Below are 16,785 nucleotides of genomic sequence, written 5' to 3'. Positions count from 1 at the left end.
AGGTCGGAGCGTGGCCGTACCGTTGCGTGACTGCCGCGTGTCAGCCGCCACCTCGTCACGGACCTGTCACCGCGGGCACGCTTCGGACGAGCCGAGCGGCACGGGGAAAGGCGATGGGCCCGGCCGTCACCGGGCCCATCGCTCTTCGGTCAGGCCCCGCGGACGACGTCCGCCTGGGGTCCGCGATCACTCTGTGTGATCTCGAACTCGACCCGCTGCCCCTGTTCGAGGCTGCGGTAGCCATCCGACTGGATGGCCGAATAATGAACGAAGACGTCATCGCCGCCGTCGACGGCGATGAAGCCATAGCCCTTGTCCGCGTTGAACCACTTGACAGTGCCCTGCGCCATACCAATCCTGCCGACGAACCGCGACCGCGCCGGCCACGGCGGTTCCGCGGGCCGCACCCCGGCTACCGTGAGACCCGTTGATCAGACCTCGGGTACGCCTGCCCCCGCGGCGATCGGGCAAGACCATACCCACGACCTCCGGTGGCACAGCGCCGAACGGCCGATAATGGTCAACCGGCAGCCGTCTGATCCCCATCAAGATGGACATGTCCGGCAGGCGGGCTCGCGGGTTCTCGGCTCAGCCGCCGGCGACGGCCGGGATCACCGAGACCTGAACGCCCTCTGGGGTCGCCGTGTCCAATCCGTCGGCGAACCGCACGTCCTCGTCGCCCACATAGACGTTCACGAAGCGGCGGACCTTGCCGGCGTCGTCGAGGATCCGGGCCGCGATGCCCGGGTGGTTGGCGTCAAGGTCGGCGATGACGTCACGCAGCGTGGCACCGGCGGCCTTGACCTCTGATTCCCCCCCGGTATAGGTCCGGAGGATCGTCGGGATTCGGACGGAGACCGTGCTCATTGTCGGATCACATCACTCTCAGGCTCTGAGCGGGTTGCGGGATTCGCGGCGGACGTGGGTTCAGGCCAGCCCCGAGGCGCGGAAGGCCTCAAGGGTGGGCGCGATGTCGGCGGACGGCCGGGCCACCGGCGCGACCGCGTTGAGCGTCTTCAGCCCGTCGCCCGAGTTGATGATCACGGTTTCGGCGTCCGGGTCGAGCAGCCCCGTCTGGACCAGCTTGCGGAGGGTGGCGACGGTGACTCCCCCCGCCGTCTCGCCGAAGATGCCCTCGGTACGCGCGAGCAGCTGGATGCCCTCGACCACCTCGGCATCCGTCACATCCTCGACCGCACCACCGGTACGGCGCGCGACGTCGAGCACGTAGGGTCCGTCGGCCGGGTTGCCGATCGCCAGCGACTTGGCGATGGTGTCCGGCTTGACCGGCCGTACGACATCGTGGCCGGCCTTGAACGCCGCCGCGATCGGGCTGCACCCGAGCGCCTGCGCGCCGAAGACACGGTAGGGCTTGTCCTCGACCAGGCCGAGCTTGATGAACTCCTGGAAGGCCTTGTCGATCTTGGTGAGCTGGGACCCGGACGCGACCGGGATCACGATCTGGTCGGGCAGCCGCCAGCCGAGCTGCTCGGCGATCTCATAGCCCAGGGTCTTGGAGCCCTCGGCGTAGTACGGGCGCACGTTGACGTTGACGAAGGCCCAGTCGTCCTGCTCGCCCGCTATCTCGGAGGCGAGCCGGTTCACGTCGTCGTAGTTGCCGTCGACGGTCACGAAAGTGCCGCCGTAGACCGCCGTCGTGATGATCTTCTGCTCCTCGAGGTTCGAGGGTACGAAGACGGCGGAGCGGATCCCGGCCCGGGCCGCCGCCGCGGCGACGGCGTTGGCCAGGTTGCCGGTGGAAGGACAGGCGAGCACCTTGAAGCCGAGCTCACGGGCGGCGGCCAGCGCGACGCCGACCACCCGGTCCTTGAACGAATGGGTGGGGTTTCCGCTGTCGTCCTTGACCCACAGCGTCCGGATCCCCAGGGACTCGGCGAGGTGATCGGCACGAACGAGCCGGGTCCAGCCCGGCTCGGTGTTGGGCGTATCGATCACATTGGGCGGCACCGGCAGCAGACCGCGGTAGCGCCAGATGTTCGCCGGGCCGGCCTCGATGCCGGCGCGGGTGACGTCGCCGAAGTCGTACGAGATCTCGAGTGGGCCGAAACACTCTTCACAGGCGTAGTGGGGGCCGAGCGCGGCGGACGCGCCGCACTCACGGCAGACGAGTGCCTTGGCGGGTCCGAGAGCGGGTGTCGCAGGGGTTTGTGCCATGGAAGCGAGGCCTTCCCTCATCTGCCCTGTGCCACCTTGGTCACAGGTCGGATTTGGCACCTGTCCCGCGCGGCCTCGCTGCTGATTAACGAGTGCGACGGGAGGGTTGCCGGGGCTTCGCAGGGCCGATCCCTCCACCCCTCTGGATGAGCAATATGAAGTTGTACGCGAAACTGTACCTGAACCGTCCGGAGACCGGGCAAGCGTGTCTCACCGGTCGGGACGCCACCCGTCCCAGACGGGTTCGCGCTCCCGCCGGGTCGGGTCCACGGACATGTGCCGGACGATCGAGACGGATTCCCGCAGGCGCCTGGTCGATCCGGTCCGCGACCAGCCGCCGGCATCACCGCCTTTACCTGCTCGACCCATGGACCAGACCTCTGCCCTCGGACCTGGTGCGAAACTCACCGAGCGCTGGGGCGCACCGACATCGAACCTAGATCCGCTGGCGGGTTACGCTGCCGCATATGAGTCATGCGCAGGTCCTTGTCGCATCCAACCGCGGTCCGGTGTCTTTCTCACTGTCCGAGGATGGAACTCTCACCTTGCGCCGAGGCGGCGGGGGACTCGTGTCCGCCCTGGCGTCCGTGGCCGGGCGCGCCGAATCCCGGAACGGTGCCCAGAGCGGCGCCGAGGAGGGCGCGGAGAGCCGTGCGGAGGACGGCGCGGGGGTGGGTGCGGCCGAAGCGGATGCGCTGTGGGTCTGCGCGGCGCTCTCCGACTCCGATCGCGCGGCCGCACGGCAGGCCCCGGACGGCCGCCTCGACCTGGCGGGTCATGACACCGGCGGCGGCGCCGTGCGCATGCTCGACATCCCGCCCGCCACGTTCCACCGGGCCTACAACTCGGTGGCGAACGCCACCCTGTGGTTCGTACATCACCTGCTGTACGACACCCCGAACAAACCGCATTTCGACGCGGGCTTCCACCGGGACTGGCAGGCCTACAACGCCTACAACGCCGCCTTCGCGGACGCGCTGGCGCGTGACGCGGCCCGCGGCGCGAAGGCGGCCATTCAGGACTACCACCTGACGCTGGCACCGCACATGCTGCGTGAACGCCGTCCCGATCTGCGGATCGCCCATTTCTCCCACACCCCGTGGGCGCCGCCGGACTACTACCGGCTGCTGCCCGACGACATCGGCGTGCAGGTCCTCGAAGGCATCCTCGGTGCCGACCACGCCGGATTCCTCACCGAGCGCTGGGCGAAGGCCTTCATGGACTGCTGCGAGGTGATCCTCGGCGCGAAGGTCGACCGCATCACCCCAACGGTCACCTACAAGGGCCGCGCCACCAGGATCGGCGTGCACGGCCTCGGGGTCGACGGGCCCGCTCTCCGGCAGCGGGCCGCCGAACCGGATGTCGCCGATCGCGCCGCCACGCTGCGTGAGCGCGTCGGCGACCGGAGAGTGCTCGTACGGATCGACCGGACCGAGCTCTCCAAGAACCTCGTGCGCGGCCTCGCGGCATACCGGGAACTGCTCGTCAACCACCCGGAATGGCACGGCCGGGTGGTGCACGTGGCGTTCGCGTACCCGTCGCGGTACGACCTGCCGGAGTACCGGGAGTACACCGACGCGGTCCGGCGAACGGCCCAGCAGATCACGGACGAGTTCGGCGACGAGAGCTGGGAACCGCTGATCCTCGAGGTCTACGACGACTATCCCCGATCGCTCGCCGCCTACCGAATGGCGCACGTCCTGCTGGTCAATCCGATCCGGGACGGCATGAATCTCGTCGCCAAGGAGGGCCCGGTCGTGTCCGAGCACGGCTGTGCCCTCGTACTGTCACAGGAGGCCGGGGCCGCCGCCGAGCTCGGCGAGGACGCGCTGCTGGTCAACCCGTTCGACGTCTCGCAGACCTCCGAGGCCCTGCACCACGCGCTGCTGATGCCCCGCGACGAACGGACCGCACGGTGCGAGCGGCTCGCCGCCGCGGCGATGGCTCTTCCCCCGCGGGAATGGTTCGCCGAGCAGCTGGCCGCGCTGGACTGAGCCGCCGGGTGGGCCGATGCCCAGGCCCGATGCCCAGGCCCGATGCCCAGGCCCGATGCCCAGGCCCGATGCCCAGGCCCGATGCCCAGGCCCGATGCCCAGGCCCGGTGCCCAGGCCCGGTGCCCAGGCCCGGTGCCCAGGTCAGGCGTCCGCGTCAGGCGTCCGCGTACGCCGGTGTGGTGAGCTGCGAGGCCACGGGATTGGGCTCGCAGCGCCGCCGTACCTGGTCGAAAGCGTCGCACTTGCGCGCCGCCAGCCGCCGGTGTGCGGCGACCCGCAGGTAGCGGGCCATGTGCGCCGCGGACGGGCGGGGCACGCCGGTGCGCTCGTATCCGTTGTCGGTCAGCCGCGAGCCCATCGCGCTCTCGCACAGCGCGATCTCCCACGGCTCAAGCCGCCGGGACCAGGAGCCGACCCGGTCGGTGCCCACCGAGTCGTAGGTGCGCGCGTGCCATTTCTTGTGCGCCGGTACGGCCACCTTCGCCATGTGGTGCGGCTCCGCCATCACCGGGTCGTACTCCTCACCGAGGAAGTCGCACAGCCGCATCAGCTCGGTCTGCGGGTCGGCGACCAGCCGCTCGTAACCCATCTCGTAGTAGGCGGTCGGGCCGAGCCGCCGCGCCGCCCGCCGGCCCGCGTCGATCGCCTCGTTCCAGGTGGAGATGGCGTGGGAGGTGCCCATGTGGAACCACGGCATCTCCTTGAGCGACGCCACGCAGTCGCGGCCGTCACGCACCAGGTGGACGATCTGCGCGTCGGGGAACATGCGCAGCAGCACGTCGAGGCGGCGGAAGTAACTCGGCCGCTTGTCCCCCCACCGAGCGCTGCCGAAGCGCCTCGCATAGGCCCGGAACACGATGCCGAGCGCCGACCCCACCGTGGGCGGGCCCGCGGCGATCTCCTCGACGACCTGGTCGGGATCGAGGCCCAGGTCCGCGAACTTCGTCTCCTTCACGTCGACGATCGAGCGGGCCAGCTCGCGGCGGTTGGCCGGCTCGCGAAGATCACCGAAGTCGCACCGGGACTCATAGACGGGCAGCAGGAACCGCGTCTCCGGCGGAATGGCGATCCTCTGATGAGCGTGCAACATCAGCTGCAGCATCGTCGTGCCCGAGCGAGGGCACCCGACAACGAAGATCGGTCGATCGGAAGGCATACCAGGGATGCTGGCCCGGTACGCCGGACACCGCCTCGAACCTTCGCCCAACCTTGCCGCGACGTTACCCACTCATGACCGGTCACCGGTCATCGCGCGGGTTCGACCACCGCTTCGACCACCGCTTCGACCACCGTGCGGAAGGTGACCGACACCCGTCGGCCGCGAGGGACGCGACCCGCCGGGCCCGGGTCGCTCTTGCGGGCGGCGATGCCGTGACGCCATGTGTAGCGGGCGGGCCCGGTCATGACGCACAGGCTGCCCGGGGCGAGCGGTACCGCCACCTTCGTACCGTCCCCGGGGTCGGTGAAGTCCATCACGCACGCGGAGCCGAGGGATATCGCGGCCACCACGGGACCGAAGCACGGCACGCAGTCGACGTGCGGGCTGATGCCCTGGCCCGGGTGGTACTCGTTGATGATGGCCTGGTCGGCCGCCTGGTCCAGGATGCCTTCACGCACCAGGCGTACGGCTTGTTCGCGCGCCCATGCAGGGAGCGGCGGAGCGACGCCGGCCCGTGAGTCCGCGGCCACGCTCCGGCGACCGTAGTCGTACCGGTGGCCGTAGTGCTGCACTCTGCGCCGCAACTCCTCCGACCACTCGGCGGCGTCTATGGACGAGAGCAGGGTCTCTCCGGCATCGGGGGTGAGCCAGCCGGGAAAGTACCGCAGCCCCGGAACCGCTTCCGGCGCCTGCGGCGGGGCGCCGTCACCGGCGCGCACCGCGTCACCGAGCCCATCACGACGAGCACCGTCGCCGACGATGAAGGACATCAGTAGTCGTCGCCGAGCGCCTGGCGGAACTGCTTGCGAGCCTCGTGGATCCGCGACTTGACCGTGCCGAGCGGCAGGCCGAGCTGCTCGGCGATCTCGGAGTACTCGAGCTGGGAGACATCGCGGAGCACGAGCGCCTGGATGAGGTCGGGCTTGCGCGCCTCGAGCTCCTCCATCGCGTCGAGGATGTCGACCCTCGAACCGGCGATCACACTCGTGCGGTGCGGGTCCGGTCGCTGCTGCGGCAGCTCGCCGGCCTGCTCGACCGAGCGCCGCTTCAGCGACCGGTACGTGGACCGCGCCGAGTTGGCCACGACGACGTGCAGCCAGGTGCTGAACCTCGAGCGCCCCTCGAACCTGTGGATATTGCGGGCGACCTGCAGCAGCGCGTCCTGGCAAGCCTCCTCGGCGTCCTGGCGGCACGGCAGGAACCGCGCACTGTGCCGCATGACGTCCGGCTCGATGGCCCGGAGCAGCTCGTCCAGAGCCGCCTTGTCACCCTTGGAGGCCCTTACGGCCAGGGCCTCGGTCCGCTCATCGAATGCCATGCTGCCCTCGCTGTGTTCTTTGCACGCTCGGCAATCGCTCGCCTTCGCTCGACGCACGCCTCGGTCCGGTCATCGCCGCCTTCCGTCCGGCCGGTTCCCAGCAAGACCCGGTTTTTGGGCATGATACGGGGGTGTCCATGCCTACATCTGTCGGTCGTTATCGAATCGACCGCGTCCTCGGCTCCGGGGCGTTCGCCTCAGTGTGGCTGGGCCATGACGACGCGCTCGCCGCCCCAGTAGCCATAAAGGTCCTGTCCGGAAGCCTTCTCGACGACCTCGACGTGCGCAACCGCTTCCTCGAGGAGGCCCGGATACTGCGCCGGGCGGACTCCGAACGGCTCGTGCGGGTTCACGACATCGGTGAGCTGCCGGACGGCCGTCCGTACTTCGTGATGTCGTACGCCGACAAGGGCACGCTCGCCGACCGGATGCAACACCGGCCGGTTCCGGTCAACGAAGCCCTTGCGCTCGCCCAGGAGATCGCGTATGGCGTCGAGGTCATCAACCGGCTCGGCATCATCCACCGGGACCTGAAGCCGTCCAACGTGCTGTTCCAGTCCACGCCGGACGGCGGCGAGCGGCTGCTCATCGCCGACCTCGGACTCGCCAAGGCGCTCGCGCACGCCTCGGGCGCCTTCACGCTGCCGGTGGGAACCCCGGGCTACATGTCGCCCGAACAGGCCCGGTTCGGCGGCGGCCTGGACGTGCGCGCGGACGTGTACGGCCTCGGCGCGCTGACCTATCACATGCTCGCGGGGCGCGCCCCCGGTGTGGCGCCAGTGAAGATTCCACTGACTCGGCTGCGACCCGAACTGGGACCAGAGTTCGACCAGGTGGTCATGCGCGCACTCGACGTACAACGCGAGAACCGGTGGCCGACCGCGGACGCGTTCGCCGAGGCGCTGAAGACGCTCAGGCCTCCGGGCGCCCCGCCCTGGACGGGGCAGGAGGACTCCTACGGCACACCCGGCCCTCCGCCGCCGCCTCAGCAGGGGCCGCTGGGCCCGCAGGGGCCACCACCGGCGTCGTACGGCACACCGGGCCCTCCGCCGCCCCCTCGCGAGCCGTACGGCGACTCACGGCCGCCCACGCCGGCCCACGGATCCACGGGGCGGCCCCCAGCGACTCAGGATGAGATCCACACCTCGGAGGTGCGGGTCCCGGGCCAGAGCCCGTCCGGCGACGAGACGATGGTGGACCACGGCACCGACGGGGAACAGACCGTACGGACCGACGGCACCGCGATCCTCCCCCAGCCACTGCCGCACGGCCCACAAGGCCCACAGGGTTTCCACGGCCGGCAGGACTCCGGCACACCACCCCGCGGTCACCCGATGCAGCCGCCCCCCGGCGGCGCCTACCCCCAGGGCCCTCCCGGCCCCCCCATGCAGCCGGGCCCGGGCGGCCCCGCCGGTCCGCACGGTCCGGGTGGCCCCGGTGGGCCCGGTGGTGGAAGCGGCAGGTCCGGCCGGTCGCCCGGACGCCGTCGACGCACTCCCGACCCGGGCGGAGCGGACGGCGCGGGAAAGAAGAAGTGGCTGATCCCAGCCGCGATCGCGGTCGGGATCCTGGTGGTCGCTCTGATCGCCGGGCGGCTGCTCGGTGTCTTCTTCTCCGGCGACGACGAGAAGCAGCAGGCGAAGCCCGACCCCAACTTCACCACGGTGAGCGACGGGTCCGGCAAGCTGACCGTGACGGTTCCGAAGGCCTGGCCCAAGCAGCCGCAGGCGACCTGGCTGCCCACGGAGGTGGCGCTGGCCGACGCCCAGCAGCGACCGGTGCTGCGGGCCACGCCGAGCTTCACCGAGTTCCGCAACTCGGCCGGCAAGACCCCTGGCGTCTTCATCGGGCTGACCACCGACGTCGCCGCAGGCAAGCTGCCACCGGCCAACGCCTCACAGCACCCCCAGTGCACCAAGAGCGGGCCGGAGGACTACGCACGCGGTCAGCTCAAGGGCACGATCACGCGCTACACGAAATGCACCACCGGCACTCCGTCGATCAGCGAGATCGGCCTCACCGACGCGGGCGGCAAGTTCGGCCTGTGGATCCGGATCAAGCAGGTCGACGGCAAGGACCTCACCAAGCAGATCCTGGACAGCGTCGTCGCCAAGGGCCCCTAGCCCTGGACCGATCGGCTCGATGACCGAAGCCGGTCGGTCAGTCCTCACCGATTCCGGCGCGTACGGCCAGGACGGCCAACCGGATCCGGCTTCGGGTGCCGGTCTTGGCCATGAGGCTGCCGACGTGCGTCTTCACCGTGGTGACACCGAGATGGAGCCGGTGGGCGATCTCCTGGTTGGAGTGGCCTGCGGCGACCAGCGCGAGGACCTCACGCTCCCGGGGGGACAGGCCCGGGAGCACCACGGCCGGTGCTTCACGCACCGCCCCACGCGCCCGTACGGCCTGCTCCACCAGGCGGTTGAGAACGCTCTGGCTGAACGGGCTGTCGCCCTCGGCCGCCCGGCGCACCGCGTCGAGCAGTTCGCCCGGCGGCGTGTCCTTCACCACGAAGCCACAGGCCCCGGCGGCGAGTGCCGGATAGAGGTGGTCGTCGTCATCGAAGGTCGTCAGTGCCAGCACCCGCGTGGCCGGCCGGGCCGCCATGATCCGTTCAGTGGCGGTCACCCCGTCCATGCCCGGCATGTGCAGGTCCATCAGCACCACGTCGGGCAGGAGCCGCTCGACCAGCCGTACCGCCTCGTGTCCGTTGCTCGCCTCACCCGCGATCTCCATATCCGGATCGGACTCGCACAGCATCGTCAGACCCATGCGGACGAGGTGCTGATCGTCGACGAGAAGGACCCGAATCACGGCTGCGGCTCCGGCGCCAGGGCCGGCAGTTCCGCGGACAACGACCACCCGGATCGGCTCGGTCCCGCGGCCAGCCGGCCACCGAGCAGCTCCACTCGTTCCAGCATGCCCGTCAGGCCGTGCCCCGACCCTCCCTGCGTGGTCGACCCCGCACGGTGACCCGCGTCGACGTCATTGTCGAGCCGCAGCGTGACCGTACCGCTCTCCACCCGCACAGACAGCCGAGCGTGCGCGGACGGTCCCGCGTGCTTGGCGACGTTGGCCATGCCTTCCTGGGTGAGCCTCAGCACGGTGAATCCGCGAAGAGTGTCCAGCCGGGCGACGGCCGGATCGATCGAAGCGTCGACCGTGAGCCCCGTCTTCCGGCCGTTCTCCACCACGGCGCTCAGGGCGGCCGGCAGGGCCCCCGGATCGATCAGCGGTGGGCTGTCGTGCACTGAGGCGGGATCCCGCAGCACTCCCACCAGGCGGCGTAGATCGGCCAGAGCCGCCGTGCCGGAGGTGTGCAGATCCCTGAGCACCTCGGCGACGCGCGGGTCGGAATCCGGCAGGACATGCCGCGCCACCCCGACCCGGAGCACCATCGACGACACGTGATGGGCCACCAGGTCGTGCAGTTCACGGGCGATGGCCGTACGCTCGGCCGCGCGTACGGCACGCGTCTGCGACAGTCGGCGCCGCTCCTCGTCCGCGGCCTTCTCTCTGGCCTTCCGGGCGCTCTCCCGTATCGAACGGATGTAAGCGCCGACCAGCAACGGCACACCCATGACGGTTCCGACGCGGAACAGGACAGGCGCCACCTCCGCGGGAGCCCGCCCGACCCACTCGGCCGCGATGGCGATCGCGAGCGCGCATCCGCCGGCGGACAGTTGCCGGCCGGATCGGCGTACGGCCAGCTCGAACAGCGCGATGCCGCACATCACCTTCACCGGCATCACGACACCCGCCTCGGTGGCGCCGGCGGTCCCGAGCAGGGCGGACAGGCCGAGCAGGGCGGGCAGCGGCCACACGCTCGCGCTCAAGAGCAGCAGGAACCCGGTCAGTACGAGCCCCCAGTCCCAGGCCGTACCCGGGTGATGCAACAGCGCCAGATCACCGACCGCCAAGGCGGTGAGCAGCGCCACCCGAGCCGGGCTGAACCTGCCGACGGCGGCCCGTTCCACCCATACAGCGAGCACGCCTCGATCATAGGGAGAGCCGTCTCCACCGGTATCCCGCCGCGGGAGGAGGGAGGGTCCTCCAAGTGGCCGCCATGACCGGCCGAACGGCCGGCACGGGCGGGCTCGTCGGCGGAGGCGCCCGGACATGAGCGCTGCTTGGGTCAGAGCCATGAGCACTCAACAGCACCAGCCGCCTGTTCGCGTACATGACGGGTGCGTCCGTACTCATCGACGGCGGTCTCACGGCAGGCCGGGAGATGGACCTGCCGCCGGGGACCGGGCATTGACGGCGCAATCGGGAGGATCAGTGAGATCACGTAAAGCGGAGGTCGCCGTCCGAGCGGCCTTGGCGGTGCTCGGCGTCATCACGGCGACACCGGCGCTCGCGGTCGGCTGGCAGGGGGCGCTGGAGTTCGGGTACGGCCTCGGCGACGAGCCGGACCCCATGGTCCTGGCGCTGCTCCAGCACAGAGGCGTGCTTCAGGGGGCACTGGGCTCGGCGCTGATCTGGGCGGCATACCGGCCGGCGGTCCGGGTACCGGTGGCCGTCACCGCGATCATCACCAAGTCGTCCTTCATCGCGCTCATGTTCTCTCTTCCGGACTCCTCGTGGCGTGACGCCGCGTCGGGCGTGCTGTTCGACGTGGTGACCATTGCGCTGCTCGCGTTCATCGCGGTGCGGCAGGTACGCGCCGGGCGCACAGTCGTCGCGGCAGGGGAGAGCGGCCGCCACCGGCCGCATGCTCATCGGGATTGACACGTTTATCGGGATGGAGCGGCATGCCGGGTCCAGACCGGGCCCGGTGGACGCGACCGGCGAACAAGCGGTGCGGTTTCTCCTGCACCTCAGCCTGGCTACGGCACCGTGGGTGTCCCCATCGCCGGTGTTCACTTGACCCAGCCGAACCGACCCGCACACCGGCCGGATCACTCTGGCCACCGGGTCATGGTGCCCGATCAGCGGGTCGAGCAACCGTCATCGAACCGCGCCGGACATGGTGGCGCGGGCCGATACCAACCGGCCGGCACCGGGCGGTCCGCGGAGCGTGCCCACGCTCACCCTTCGTGCCGGACGGCGGGGATCCGTACGTGCTCGGGCAGCGGGCCATAGCCGAGCAACCGCGCGAGCAGCCGGCGCAGGGGCCGCACCTGCCGGACCAGCTGAAGCCCCCTGGGCGGCCGGGACGGCCGGTCACCGCGCAGCGTCGGGCCGATGAAGGCGTCCTGCAGGGCGATCTGGAGGCGTTGCACGGCGATGGTGGGCGGCTTGCGGCGTCGTTGCACGGCTGCCAGATCCTCAGTGCGTACGACGCCTCGGCGCAACGGCCCGGCCAGGCGGTTGGCGGCGGCCACCGCGTCCTGAACCGCGAGGTTGATGCCGACTCCCGCGACGGGTGACATGGCGTGAGCGGCATCGCCGATGACCAGCAGACCTGGTCGATACCAGCGGTGCAGCCGGTCGACCCGTACCTCCAACACGCTCACCGCGTCGAAATCGAGCCCCTCGACGCGGTCGGCGACGAACGGCGCCAGCTCCGCGATGTGCCGCCGGAACTCCTCTATGCCCTTCTGGCGGACCTCACCGAATCGGCCCTTGGGCACCAGATATCCGAACTGCCAGTAGCTCGTGCGGTTGATACTGACGAGAAGATGCCCGGCGCCGACCCGCAGGAACGTGTCGAGGGGATCGCCCTCCGCCTGATCGAGCCGGAACCACGCGACGTCCATCGGAGCGCCGTAGCTGCGGCTCACCAGTCCCGCCGCGCGCGGGAGCGTGGAGTTCCGCCCGTCCGCCACCACGGTCAACGCGGCTCGGATCTCATGCTCCTCGCCCTTCTCGTCCCGGTAGCGCAGGCCGGCGATCCGGCCGCGCTCACATACGAGGTCGTACGCCTCGGCCCGCATGAGCAGCCGGAAGTTCGGATACCTGGCCGCCTCCTCGGTCACCATCGTGAGGAAGTCCCACTGCGGGATGAAGGTGATGTAGGGATGCCGGCTCTTCAGCAGGTCCAGTTGGACGACCCCGAGCTCCCCGTCGTCGGTGACCACGTTGAGCCGGTCGACTTTGCGCTGCGGAAGCTCTTCGAAGCGGGGACCGAGCCCAATTTCATCGATCACCTCGCGCGTGCTCGGATGGATGGTGTCGCCGCGGAAGTCGCGCAGGAAGTCGCCGTGCTTCTCCAGCACCATCACATCGACGCCGGACCGGGCCAGCAGTAGCCCGAGAACCGCTCCGGCCGGTCCGCCTCCGGCGATGCAGCACGTCGTGGACTCGCTCATGGGAGCCTCCAGCTAATTAACCGCCTGTTCAAATCTGCTCGAGGGTTTCGTACCCGGTCCACGACCCCCCACGCATCGAACGTCGGTTCCCCGCCGTGATCATGCACTTGTACGCCCCCCGCAGCACCCGGTTCCCCGCCGTGATCATGCACTTGTTCGCACCCGGGGCCCACGCCAGGTACGCGACAGCGTGCACAACTGCATGATCACGACAGGCGGTAGCGGCCCGCGGTTTACACAACTGCATGATCACGGCGGGGATTCGCGCGCTCGCGGGAGGTGCGACGTGGTCAGCCGGCGGCCAGGTCGGCGAGGAGCCGTACGACTCCATCCGGACCGTCGACGACCAGGTCGGCGCGTTCGGCGAGCGCGGTGACCTCGGCCGAGCCGCTGCAGACCTTCACGCCGGGCATTCCCTCGGCGCGAAGCGCGTCGACGGCGTCGTAGGCGGCCAGATCGCCGAGGTCGTCGCCCGCATAAAGCACGGCTCCGGCCTTTTTCTCGGCGACGATGCCACGTAGGGCGATGCCCTTGTCCATGCCCGGTGGCCGCAGTTCGAGCACGAAGCGGCCCGGTTCGACCACGAGGCCCGCGTGCTCGGCGAGCGCCCCGAGGATGCTGCGCAACCGCTCCAGGGCGACCTCGGGCTCGGCCGCGCGGCGGGTGTGCACCGCGAGCGCATGGCCCTTGTCCTCGATGTGCGTGCCGGCGGGCGCCTTGGCGGCCTCGAGCACCCTCGGCAGCTTCTCCCGTACTTCGGCGACGCCCGCAGGCGGCTCCGGTGTGGTGAGGACTCCCGCCTCCCACCGCTCCCGGCCGTAATGCCCGAGCACGGTCAGCCCTTCGACGGCGGCGAACCCGCCGTGCTCCACGGCGAGACCGGCGGGACGGCCGGTGATGATGACGACCGCACCGACGAGCGGGCTGAGGCGGGCGAGAACCGCCGCGGCCTCGGGATGGGCACGGGCGGCGGCGGGGTCGTCGACGATCGGGGCGAGCACGCCGTCGAAGTCGAGGGCGATGAGGGTCTCGCCGAGGTTCCGCCGGATCGCGGCAAAGGACTCGGCACCGGCATGGGTACGAAACTCGTTCAGCACGTCACCAATCCTGGCCGGGTCAGGGCTGAATGCCGAGGCGGCGCGCGGCCCGCTGCCGCTGCCGCTGGGAGCGGACTCGGCGCAGCCGCTTGACGAGCATGGGGTCGTGGGCGAGCGCCTCGGGTCGGTCGATCAACAGGTTGAGGAGCTGGTAGTACCGCGTCGCCGACATGTCGAAAATCTCGCGGATGGCCTGCTCCTTGGCTCCGGCGTACTTCCACCACTGCCGCTCGAAGGCGAGGATCTGGCGGTCACGCTCGGACAGGAGGTCGGTCGGGAAGCCGTCGTCTTCAGGGCGTTCGTTCACGGTGCCGTCCTGAACGGGGACATCCGCGGAGGCTCTCGCCGCACCCATGAGGTCCCCTCTGTGGTTACTGGTCCCGGTCGTCCGGGTTCGGCCGGTGTAATGGTACGCGCCCCGGCGGACGTCTTCCGGGGTTCCGCGCGAACGGGTGAACGTTACGAGGAGCGAGCGACAGGCGGCCCGGCGGCGGTGTCCAGGGCATCCCGCCGGGCTCGCACGAACTCGCACGAACTCGCACAAAGCGTCCGCCGCGTCACACGTCAGAGCACCTTGACCGGCTTGGCCTCGGGCTCGGCCTGGTCAGGAGCGGGAGCGCTACCCGGGCCGCCGCGCAGCGGCTCCTCCTTGAGGAACCAGGCGACCACGAAGGCGACCGCGATGAACGGCGTCCCGTACAGGAACACGTCGGTCAACGCGTTGGCGAAGGACACCAGGATGCCGTCGCGCACGGGGGCGTCGAGCTTGTCGATGGTCTCGCGCGTGATCGAGGAGATGGGCGGCGGCCGCGTCCCCGCGGGCAGATGGGCCGCGAGCTCGTGGGCGATCCGGTTGTTGAAGATCGCGCCGAACACCGCGACACCGAACGACGCGCCGATCTGCCGGGCGAAGGTCACCGTGGACGTACCGCTGCCGAGGTCGCGTGGCTCGACCGTGTTCTGTACGGCGAGGACGACCGTCTGCATGACCAGCCCGAGGCCTGCGCCCAGCACGAACATGAAGCCCATGGCGGCGACCCGGCCGGTGTGCACGTTCATGCTGGCGAGCAGCAGCAGGCCACCGGTCGCGATAGCGGTACCGACGATGGGGAAGACCTTGTAGCGGCCGATCCGGCTGATGATGGTGCCGGAGACGATCGAGGTGAGCAGCACGCCGCCCATGAACGGCAGGAGCAGCAGACCGGAGTTGGTGGCGCTCACCCCGGTCACGATCTGCAGGAAGAGCGGCAGGAACGAGACGCCGCCGAACATCGCGAAGCCGACGAAGAAGCTGACCGCGCTCGAGGAGCTGAACGTACGGTTGCGGAACAGGCGGAGCGGGATGACCGGCTCGGAGACCCGCGTCTCGACCAGGACGAACAGAGCGAGCAGCACGACACCGGCCACACCGAGCGCGATGATGATCGGGTCACCCCACTCGTACTGCGTGCCGCCCCAGCTCGTCAGCAGCACAAGACACGAAGCGGCCGCCGCGATCAGGATCGCGCCGACATAGTCGATCTTCACCTTGCCGACCGGACGGGGCAGGTGGAGCGCGAGTACGGTGACGACCAGCGCCGCAGCGCCGAGCGGCAGGTTGATGTAGAAGATCCAGCGCCACGTCAGGTGGTCGGTGAAGAACCCTCCGACCAGCGGGCCGGCGATGGAGGCCAGGCCGAACACCGCGCCGAACAGCCCCTGGTAGCGGCCTCGGTCGCGGGGCGGAACCACGTCTGCGACGATCGCCATGGCGCTGAGCATCAAGCCGCCGCCACCCAGTCCCTGGATGGCCCGGAAGATGATCAGTTGAGTCATCGACTGGGCCATCCCGCAGAGGACGGAACCGACCAGGAAGATGACGATGACGCAGAGGAAGACCGGCTTCCGGCCGATGATGTCGCCGAGCTTTCCGTAAAGTGGCATGGCCACCGTCGAGGCGAGCAGGTAGGCCGTGATGACCCACGACATGTGCTCGAGACCGTTGAGGTCACCGACGATGGTGGGCAGCGCGGTGGACACGATCATCTGGTCCAGCGCCGCGAGAAGCATGCCGAGGAGGAGCCCCGACAGCACCACCAGCGTCTGCCGGTGGGTCAAGGCGGGACTTGTTTCAGTCATCGATTTCCTCACCCGAAGAACGCATGTACGGTACACATAAGAACGCCAACTGTACATCTGTATGTTGCATGCAATCAAACGGAGGCATCGGATGGGGGCGAACAGCGTCCCAGAGGGCCTTACGGACGAACTGCTCACCGAGATCGGTGTTGCGCTCTTCCACCTGAGACGGGTGTGGGCGAAGCCCGACCTCATGCGGAAGCTGCGTGAGCAGACCCACTGCGAGCGGCCGCTCCAGATGTCCAACCTGTCGGTCGTCTCCGCCGTCTTCCGGCTGACGCCCGAGACCGGTGGCGAGGTCACCGTGGGCGGCGTCGCCGATCGGCTCGATGTCGACCCGTCCACGGCGAGCCGGCTGGTCGGTCACGCGATCGACGCCGGCCTGGTCTCGCGCCGACCCTCGCCGTCGGACGCTCGCCGGGCCAACCTGCAGCTCACCGATGCGGGCCTGCGCGTCGTGGAAGCGGCGGATCGGTACCGCAGGCTGTACATCGCCGAGTTGATGAACGATTGGACCGCCGGCGAGTCCAAGGAGTTCGCGCGTCTACTGTCCCGTTTCACCGAGGCCGCCGCGAAGCGCCCGATCGACCCCTCCGGGATCGACCTGATCTTCAAGGAGGCCGAGGCGAGGACGCCGGTTCCCGAGACATAGTGAGCAACCGCTCCTCA

At 69.7% G+C, this 16,785-nt stretch carries 16 protein-coding genes and 1 riboswitch; of the genes, 4 read left to right on the top strand and 12 right to left on the bottom strand.

The genetic code is table 11. The features are described from left to right. Positions 1–149: 149 nt before the first annotated feature. From HKK74_RS08930 to thrC, 3 genes are all read right to left on the bottom strand, one after another. Positions 150–350, bottom strand: a complete 201-nt coding sequence (locus HKK74_RS08930; RefSeq protein ID WP_187242643.1) for a cold-shock protein — start codon at positions 348–350, stop codon at positions 150–152. 238 nt (positions 351–588) lie between these two features. After that, entirely contained in the window at positions 589–867 is a 279-nt protein-coding gene (locus HKK74_RS08925) for a MoaD/ThiS family protein (protein ID WP_187242642.1), read from the bottom strand. 60 nt (positions 868–927) lie between these two features. Further along, positions 928–2,175 (bottom strand): threonine synthase, encoded by a 1,248-nt coding sequence (gene thrC / locus HKK74_RS08920; protein WP_187242641.1) that lies wholly within the window; start codon positions 2,173–2,175, stop codon positions 928–930. A 14-nt stretch (positions 2,176–2,189) separates the two neighbouring features. Further along, positions 2,190–2,328: riboswitch (SAM riboswitch) on the bottom strand. A gap of 314 nt (positions 2,329–2,642) precedes the next feature. On the opposite strand from thrC, the gene HKK74_RS08915 reads away from it, so the two are divergent. Next, positions 2,643–4,169, top strand: coding sequence for an alpha,alpha-trehalose-phosphate synthase (UDP-forming) (locus tag HKK74_RS08915; protein ID WP_187242640.1), 1,527 nt, complete (start codon positions 2,643–2,645; stop codon positions 4,167–4,169). Between the two features lie 155 nt (positions 4,170–4,324). Here HKK74_RS08915 and HKK74_RS08910 read toward each other — a convergent pair whose 3' ends face one another. The 3 genes from HKK74_RS08910 to HKK74_RS08900 all read right to left on the bottom strand — a co-directional run bounded on the left by HKK74_RS08910 (position 4,325) and on the right by HKK74_RS08900 (position 6,647). After that, positions 4,325–5,326 carry a sulfotransferase family protein gene (locus HKK74_RS08910; RefSeq protein ID WP_187242639.1) on the bottom strand — a complete coding sequence of 334 codons (1,002 nt, stop codon included), beginning with the start codon at positions 5,324–5,326 and terminating at the stop codon, positions 4,325–4,327. Between the two features lie 89 nt (positions 5,327–5,415). After that, entirely contained in the window at positions 5,416–6,099 is a 684-nt protein-coding gene (locus HKK74_RS08905; protein WP_187242638.1) for an alpha-ketoglutarate-dependent dioxygenase AlkB, read from the bottom strand. Beyond that, the gene (locus HKK74_RS08900) at positions 6,099–6,647 is read right to left on the bottom strand and encodes an RNA polymerase sigma factor (RefSeq protein WP_187242637.1); all 549 of its coding nucleotides are present in this window, start codon (positions 6,645–6,647) and stop codon (positions 6,099–6,101) included. The genes HKK74_RS08905 and HKK74_RS08900 overlap by 1 nt, the downstream gene beginning before the upstream one ends. A 137-nt stretch (positions 6,648–6,784) precedes the next feature. Between HKK74_RS08900 and HKK74_RS40745 the strand changes: the two genes are divergently transcribed. Then, the gene (locus HKK74_RS40745) at positions 6,785–8,770 is read left to right on the top strand and encodes a serine/threonine-protein kinase (RefSeq protein WP_222722058.1); all 1,986 of its coding nucleotides are present in this window, start codon (positions 6,785–6,787) and stop codon (positions 8,768–8,770) included. A 37-nt stretch (positions 8,771–8,807) separates the two neighbouring features. Here the strand turns inward: HKK74_RS40745 and HKK74_RS41315 are convergent, their stop codons facing one another. Next, entirely contained in the window at positions 8,808–9,461 is a 654-nt protein-coding gene (locus HKK74_RS41315; protein ID WP_187242635.1) for a response regulator, read from the bottom strand. Beyond that, positions 9,458–10,639, bottom strand: a complete 1,182-nt coding sequence (locus HKK74_RS39710; RefSeq protein ID WP_222722057.1) for a sensor histidine kinase — start codon at positions 10,637–10,639, stop codon at positions 9,458–9,460. The genes HKK74_RS41315 and HKK74_RS39710 overlap by 4 nt, the downstream gene beginning before the upstream one ends. A 289-nt stretch (positions 10,640–10,928) precedes the next feature. Between HKK74_RS39710 and HKK74_RS08880 the strand changes: the two genes are divergently transcribed. Further along, positions 10,929–11,378, top strand: a complete 450-nt coding sequence (locus HKK74_RS08880; RefSeq protein ID WP_187242634.1) for a hypothetical protein — start codon at positions 10,929–10,931, stop codon at positions 11,376–11,378. A gap of 299 nt (positions 11,379–11,677) precedes the next feature. Here the strand turns inward: HKK74_RS08880 and HKK74_RS08875 are convergent, their stop codons facing one another. The 4 genes from HKK74_RS08875 to HKK74_RS08860 form a co-directional block, all read right to left on the bottom strand. After that, a complete protein-coding gene (locus HKK74_RS08875; RefSeq protein WP_187242633.1) occupies positions 11,678–12,901 on the bottom strand; it encodes an FAD-dependent oxidoreductase in 1,224 nt (407 codons plus the stop codon). A 290-nt stretch (positions 12,902–13,191) separates the two neighbouring features. Then, complete coding sequence (otsB, locus tag HKK74_RS08870) at positions 13,192–13,998, bottom strand: trehalose-phosphatase (RefSeq protein ID WP_376771518.1); 807 nt, start codon at positions 13,996–13,998, stop codon at positions 13,192–13,194. A gap of 19 nt (positions 13,999–14,017) precedes the next feature. Beyond that, a complete protein-coding gene (locus HKK74_RS08865; protein WP_187242632.1) occupies positions 14,018–14,353 on the bottom strand; it encodes a DUF3263 domain-containing protein in 336 nt (111 codons plus the stop codon). A 209-nt stretch (positions 14,354–14,562) separates the two neighbouring features. Next, positions 14,563–16,116 (bottom strand): MDR family MFS transporter, encoded by a 1,554-nt coding sequence (locus tag HKK74_RS08860; protein ID WP_187242631.1) that lies wholly within the window; start codon positions 16,114–16,116, stop codon positions 14,563–14,565. A 91-nt stretch (positions 16,117–16,207) separates the two neighbouring features. Between HKK74_RS08860 and HKK74_RS08855 the strand changes: the two genes are divergently transcribed. Further along, on the top strand, positions 16,208–16,768 hold the full coding sequence (locus HKK74_RS08855; protein ID WP_187242630.1) for a MarR family winged helix-turn-helix transcriptional regulator: 561 nt from the start codon (positions 16,208–16,210) through the stop codon (positions 16,766–16,768). The last annotated feature ends 17 nt before the right edge of the window (positions 16,769–16,785 follow it).

Origin of the sequence: Actinomadura alba, from assembly GCF_014323705.1 — a bacterium.
GTDB classification, from domain to species: domain Bacteria; phylum Actinomycetota; class Actinomycetes; order Streptosporangiales; family Streptosporangiaceae; genus Actinomadura_C; species Actinomadura_C alba.
This window is presented reverse-complemented; position numbering and strand designations above follow the sequence as displayed.